The organism is Bradyrhizobium altum (genome assembly GCF_020889705.1).
Taxonomy (GTDB): domain Bacteria; phylum Pseudomonadota; class Alphaproteobacteria; order Rhizobiales; family Xanthobacteraceae; genus Bradyrhizobium; species Bradyrhizobium altum.
The window spans coordinates 22,027-28,210 of the sequence record NZ_JACMYP010000107.1; the positions used below are offsets into that span (position 1 = coordinate 22,027).

Here is a 6,184-nt window from a genome sequence, read left to right on the forward strand (position 1 = left end):
CATGTCTATTGCTCCCGAACAGTTTCGCAGCGATGATTTGAGAAATGAGCAGCCAGCCCCTCCCCCGAAAGCCCCGCCGGCCGAGACCAGCCGATCCCGCAGATGCCACCGATGGGCCGCTGCTGGACCTCAATCGCTACGTGCCGGCGTTCATCACCTTCATCGGCAACAAGCTGTCGAACAGCGCCACCGCGTTTTACCAGAAGAATTTCGGCGTCAACGTCACCGAGTGGCGAATCATCTCGCAACTGGCGATCGAGCCGGGCATTCCCGCCTCCCGCATCTGCCAGGTGATCGGCTTCGACAAGGGGCCGGTCAGCCGCAACCTCGCGGCGCTGCAGAAGCGCGGCCTGCTGACGATCCGCACCGCGCCCGACGACGGCCGCACCCATTCGATCACCCTGACCGCGCGCGGCCGCGCCATCCACGACAAGGTCATCGTCGCGGCGCTGGAGCGCGAGCGGCGGCTGCTGTCGTGCCTGAAAAAGGACGAGCGCGAGGTGCTGATCGACCTGTTGCGCCGGCTGCACGAGAATCTCGGCGCCGTGACCGGGCAAAGCACGACCTGACCGCACGGCGGGACCGCGGGCGGCACCCTGTGCCGCCGCAATACTCGCCCGGTTGTCCATGCGTGCCGCTCGCGCGCTGCTGCGCAACATTCTCCTCCCAAAAGCGTAGCCGTTGACCGGCCCTGTCCCTATGGGAGCGGAAACTCGCACAGCTTAGTTGCCATGGCAACTAAAAACACGAACCCGCGCGGAGCAAGGCCCCAAGGAACCGGTGCAGACGGCTCAAGTGAATGGCCCGCCAAACGTGCCACAAACTTGGTGTCGTCCCGGCCTCCGAGCCGGGACCCATAACCACCAATGCCAATTATTGCACACCGGCGGAACGACGACTTTTATACACAACGTCGGCCGCGGAGTATGGGTCCCTGCTTTCGTTCGCAGGGACGACGGCGGTGTGCGTGGCGTCCTCTTAACACCGCGCCGGTACAAATCACGTCACGGCCCCGCGCAGGCGATCGGCTCGGCCGATCCGTCGTTCTCCAGGACCGAAACCGCTGCGGCGCGGCGCGTCAGCACGGCGCGCTGGTTGATGTAGCCCTTGTCGGTGATCTCCCCGCCGTCGACCGAGGCAGGCTCGGCGAGCAGCAGCGCGCGGGTGGCATGGCCGGATGAATGGCCGCCCTGCGCCTTCAGCCGTGCCAGCCCCTGCCCGATCGCGGATCGGACCGCCGAGTGGCCGATCGCCTCCTGCGCGCCGGCGCTCTCGGGCAGTCCCGCGAGCGAACGGCAGGCGGCGAGGTTCGGGAACACCAGGAAGCGCACCTCGTCGCGGCCATGACCTGTGACCACGATATCCTGCGCGAGCGGCGCCAGCGCCGCGATGCCGGCGACGCGCAGGGTGCCGACGCTGACCCAGGTGCCGGAATTGAGCTTGAAGTCCTCGGCCACGCGGCCGTCGAAGAACAGGCCGAGATCGGGCCGTGCGGGATCAGCGAAGGTGACGGCGTCGCCGATCTTGTAAAAGCCCTCGTCATCGAAGGCCTCTCGGGTGAGTTCGGGCGCTTTCCAATAGCCCGGCGTGACATTGGGCCCGCGCACGCGGACCTCGAGCTTGTCGCCCGAGGGCACGAGCTTGAGCTCGGTGCCTGATATCGGCACGCCAATATTGCCGGAGCGCTTTGCCAGGAAATGACAATCGGTCGCCAGCGGCGAGGTCTCGGTCGATCCCCAGGCCGACACCATCGGCAGCCTGCGGCCGACCGTTTGCAGCGACAACTCCTCCAGCGCGTCCCACAGATTCTGCGGCAGCGCCGCGCCGGCATAGAAGGCGAATTTGGTGCCCTCGAAGAACTTGCGGCGCAGCTCCTCGTCGGTGCGGAGCGCTGTGATCAGCATGTCGAAGCCGCGCGGCACGTTGAAATAGACCGTCGGCACCACGCTGCGCAGATTGGCGAGCGAGGTTGCGACCGGGCGCCGGCTTGCCGCCGTCGATATAGAGCGTGCCGCCGTTGCGCAGCACCAGGTTGAAATTGTGGTTGGCACCGAAGGTATGGCTCCAGGGGAGCCAATCCAGGATGATCAGCTCCTCGCCGGCCTGCTCCAGGAACGTCCAGGTCTGCGCCTTGGCCTGCTGGCTCGACGTCAGCATACGCTGGGTGTTGATCACGGCCTTGGGCGTCCCCGTCGACCCCGAGGTGAACAGGAACTTTGCGATCGTGTCCGGCGTCACCGCCGCGAAGGCCGTGGCGACCTCGGGTGATTCAAGCGTCGCCGCGACAGTGCGGAACGCCAGCGCCCCGGCATCATCGGGATTGCCGCTGACGATGGTCGCCCGATGCAGCGGAGCGATCGCGGCGAGCGCCGCCGCGAACGGCTTTGTGGCTGTGACATAGATCGCGCCGGGGTCGAGCAGCGCGATCATGCTCTTCAGCTTGTCGAAATCCTTCGACATCAAGGAATAGGCCGGCGAGATCGCGGCCGAGGGCACGCCGACATGCTGGGCGGCGAGCGCGAACAGCGCGTGGTCGATGCTGTTGTCGGCGAGGATGACGAGCGGCCGCTCGATGCTCAGCCCTTGCGTCAGGACCCACGATGCGGCCCGCCGCACGATTCCGAGCGCGTCGCGGTAGCTGACGGTGCTCCAGGGCGCCTCGGCGCCGGCGCGCTCGCCAAGGAAGATGCGGTCCGGCGCCTGCTGCGCCCAATGCTCCAGCCAGTCGCCGACGCAGCGGGCGCTTGGCTTCAACGGCGTGGTGGAGCGGACCAGGATGCTGCCGTCGTCGCGGCTGACGGCAACGATCGCGGGCGTCGCGAACAGGCGGTGCGGATCGTCTCCGCTGGCGCTGGCCGTCGTCATGGTTTCCTCCTCGCCCGCGTCTTTTCGGGATCGCGCCGCAACATGGTGCGGCATCGCGGTCCCGGCCGGGCTCTTGGGTCATAATGTTGCGGACATCAATTGTTGTCGTCAACAACAATCTTTCCCTCGCGAGGGCGTCGCGCTAGCATCGCCGTCATGGCGAGCAAGCAACAGACATCGCGCAAGGCGGCAGGAACGGGAGCGGCAATCCGCCGCCCCGAGACGCGCGCGGCGAATGGCCGGGCGGATAGCGGTGACACTGGCGACGACATCGGCCTCGACGCGTTGGTCGGCCACGCCGGCTATGCGGTGCGGCGCTTCCAGCTCTGGATCTTCCAGGACTTCATCAAGACGCTGGCGACGGTCGATATCCGTCCGACCCAATATTCGGTCATGACCGTGATCGGGGCCAATCCAGGCTTGAGCCAGATGGCAGTCGCGAAGCGGCTCGGGATCGAGCGCGCACGGCTGGTGCATCTGCTCGACAGTCTCGAGGAACGCGCCCTCGTCAGCCGGATTCAATCCGCCACCGACCGCCGCTCCCACGCGCTGCATTTGACCGGGCGCGGCAAGACCGCGCTGGCTCAATTCAAGCGGCTCGCCGCCGAGCACGAGCGGCATGTCGCCGAGAAGATCGGCAAGGAAAACCGCGAGCAACTGCTGCAGATCCTCGCCAGCTTCACCTGATCGACCGATCGGATTTCGGCTTGGTCACGCTTGCCTTAAAATTGAGCAGACGCACTCTCAAGCGAGCTCGCTTCAACTCCCAGCGATCATTGCAAGCAACTGATATTGTGCAATAATCTGTCGCGCCGCAGGCGCAGGCAAATTGTACACAATGGCACATTGCTTGCTTCGATCAGGCTGTAATTCCCTCGCGGCGGGCATCCGATGCCTCACCGCGCCAGAGACGAGGCCAACCACGTGACTGAAACTGTCGCCGCGATCGTTGCCGCACACCGCGCCGGGACCATGACGCCGGCACAAACCGTGGCGCGCAGCTACCAGCGCATCCGCGAGCACAATGATCCCGCCATCTTCATCAGCCTGCGCGACGAGAAGGAGGCGCTCGCCGAGGCTGCGCGGCTCGCAGACCCGATGCTGCCGCTCTACGGCGTGCCGGTCGCGGTGAAGGACAATATCGACGTCAAGGGGCTGCCGACTACGGCCGCCTGCCCGGCGTTCTCCTACGTGCCGGCGCATGACGCTACGGCAGTCGCCAGGCTGCGCGCGGCCGGCGCCATCATCATCGGCAAGACCAATCTCGACCAGTTCGCCACGGGCCTCGTCGGCGTGCGCTCGCCCTACGGTATTCCCAAAAATCCGGTGCGCGATGATCTCGCCCCGGGTGGATCGAGCTCGGGCTCCGCGGTCGCGGTCTCCGCGGGCCTCGTGCCGCTGTCGCTCGGCACCGACACCGCGGGCAGCGGCCGCGTGCCGGCGATGCTCAACAACATCGTCGGACTCAAGCCGAGTCTCGGGCTGATCTCGAACGCGGGGCTGGTGCCGGCCTGCCGTACGCTCGACTGCATCTCGGTGTTCGCGCTCACCGTCGACGACGCATTGGCCGCGCTTGCCGTGATGGCCGGGCCGGATGAAGCCGATCCGTTCTCGCGCGACCGGCCGCTGTCACCGCTCGCGGCGTTTCCGGCCAAGCTCAAACTCGGCATTCCCAAGAGCGGTCAATTGATCTTCTTCGGCGATCGCGAGGCCGATAAAGCCTATGGAGAAGCCTGTAAGCGCTGGCAGGCGCTCGGCGCCGAACTCGTCGAATTCGACCTCGAGCCGTTCTACGAGACCGCGCGGTTGCTCTATGAAGGCCCATGGGTCGCCGAGCGCTATCTCGTGATCCGCGACCTCTTGGCGTCGTCGCCGGACGCGATTCATCCGGTGACGCGCGAGATCACGATCGGCGGCGCGCGGCCCACCGCGGCCGATACGTTCTCCGCGCTCTATCGCCTCCAGGCGCTGCGTCGCGTTGCCGCGCGCACCTTCGCGCAGTGCGATGCGATCGTGCTGCCGACGGCGCCGACGGTCTATTCCACCACTGACGTGCTGGCCAACCCGATCGAGCTCAACTCGCGGCTCGGCACCTACACCAATTTCGTCAATCTGCTCGATCTCTGCGGCCTGGCGCTGCCGGCGGCGATGCGGCCCGACGGCGCGCCGTTCGGCATTACGCTGCTCGCTCCGGCCGGCCACGACGCCGCGCTTGCCGGCATCGGCCGTGTGTTCCACGCCGACACCGGACTGGCGCTCGGCGCCAAGACGGTGCCGCAGCCGCCGCTGGCCGCAGTCCCGGCGCAGGCCGGCGGCGACGAGATCACGATCGCGGTGGTCGGCGCGCATCTCTCCGGCATGGCGCTGAATCACGAACTGACCACGCTCGATGCGCGCCTGTTGGAAGAGACGGTCACCGCAGCGGACTACAAGCTCTACGCGCTCGACACCACGCCACCGAAGCCCGGCATGCTGCGCATCGAGGCGGGTGCTGGTCATGCGATCAAGCTCGAACTGTGGGCGATGTCGCCGGCCGCGTTCGGAAAATTCGTCGCTGCGATCCCGCCGCCGATGGCGATCGGCACGCTCCGGCTCGCCGACGGACGGCAGGCCAAAGGCTTTATCGTCGAGCCGGCCGCGATCAACGGCGCGAAAGATATCTCGGCCTATGGCGGCTGGCGGGCGTTCATGGCGGAGAGGACGAAGGCGTAGCAGTCACTTCCGTCGTCATTCCGGGGCGCGCCTTGGCGCGAACCCGGAATCCATTTCGCCGCAGCGACGATTGCAGGAAGAACCCTGCAATCAATCATCTACGTCAGATGCGGATCGATGGATTCCGGGCTCGCCGCTTTGCGGCGCCCCGGAATGACGATAGCTGCGCGAGACCTACACCGACACCGCGTAGGTCTCGTATTCTCCGCGCACCTGCTCGATATGGGCGCGCATCGCGGCGGCCGCGCCGATCTTGTCGCCGCGCATGATGGCGACGACGACGCGATCGTGCTCGGCGTGGGATTTTGCCAGCCGCCCGAGGTTGCGGAATTGGGCGCGGCGGAACGGCTGCACGCGCACCCGCGTCGCCAGGGTGATCTCGGCGATATAGGCGTTCTGCGATCCGGCGTAGATCGCGTTGTGAAAGCGCTCATTGACCTCGTGGAAGCGCTCGGGATTGCCGGTGTAGCTCAGCACCCGCAGCTCCTCATGGACCGCCTCCAGCGCGTGGCGCTCCGCCGCTGTCATCCGCTCGGCGGCAAGGCCGGCGCACATCGCCTCCAGCTCAGCCATCGCCTCGAACATGCCGGTGAGCCGCTCGAGCGAG

At 66.6% G+C, this 6,184-nt stretch carries 4 protein-coding genes and 1 pseudogene; 3 read left to right on the plus strand and 2 right to left on the minus strand.

What is annotated here, in order from left to right:
* Positions 1 to 44 precede the first annotated feature (44 nt).
* Complete coding sequence (locus H8B02_RS24310; RefSeq protein ID WP_029082941.1) at positions 45 to 569, plus strand: MarR family winged helix-turn-helix transcriptional regulator; 525 nt, start codon at positions 45 to 47, stop codon at positions 567 to 569.
* Between the two features lie 435 nt (positions 570 to 1,004).
* Here the strand turns inward: H8B02_RS24310 and H8B02_RS24315 are convergent.
* A pseudogene (locus H8B02_RS24315) lies at positions 1,005 to 2,865 on the minus strand (feruloyl-CoA synthase).
* A gap of 156 nt (positions 2,866 to 3,021) precedes the next feature.
* On the opposite strand from H8B02_RS24315, the gene H8B02_RS24320 reads away from it, so the two are divergent.
* Both H8B02_RS24320 and atzF read left to right on the plus strand, forming a co-directional pair.
* Complete coding sequence (locus H8B02_RS24320) at positions 3,022 to 3,552, plus strand: MarR family winged helix-turn-helix transcriptional regulator (protein WP_229168607.1); 531 nt, start codon at positions 3,022 to 3,024, stop codon at positions 3,550 to 3,552.
* A 237-nt stretch (positions 3,553 to 3,789) separates the two neighbouring features.
* Positions 3,790 to 5,577 carry an allophanate hydrolase gene (gene atzF / locus H8B02_RS24325; RefSeq protein WP_446471714.1) on the plus strand — a complete coding sequence of 596 codons (1,788 nt, stop codon included), beginning with the start codon at positions 3,790 to 3,792 and terminating at the stop codon, positions 5,575 to 5,577.
* A gap of 174 nt (positions 5,578 to 5,751) precedes the next feature.
* Here the strand turns inward: atzF and H8B02_RS24330 are convergent.
* Positions 5,752 to 6,184, minus strand: a 433-nt coding sequence (locus tag H8B02_RS24330) for a GntR family transcriptional regulator (protein WP_229168609.1), incomplete at its 5' end; no start/stop codon positions are given.

Bases quoted from the DNA above. Each gene is read 5' to 3' on its own strand.
- H8B02_RS24310 (WP_029082941.1), top strand. From the start codon at position 45: ATGAGCAGCCAGCCCCTCCCCCGAAAGCCCCGCCGGCCGAGACCAGCC.
- H8B02_RS24320 (WP_229168607.1), top strand. From the start codon at position 3,022: ATGGCGAGCAAGCAACAGACATCGCGCAAGGCGGCAGGAACGGGAGCG.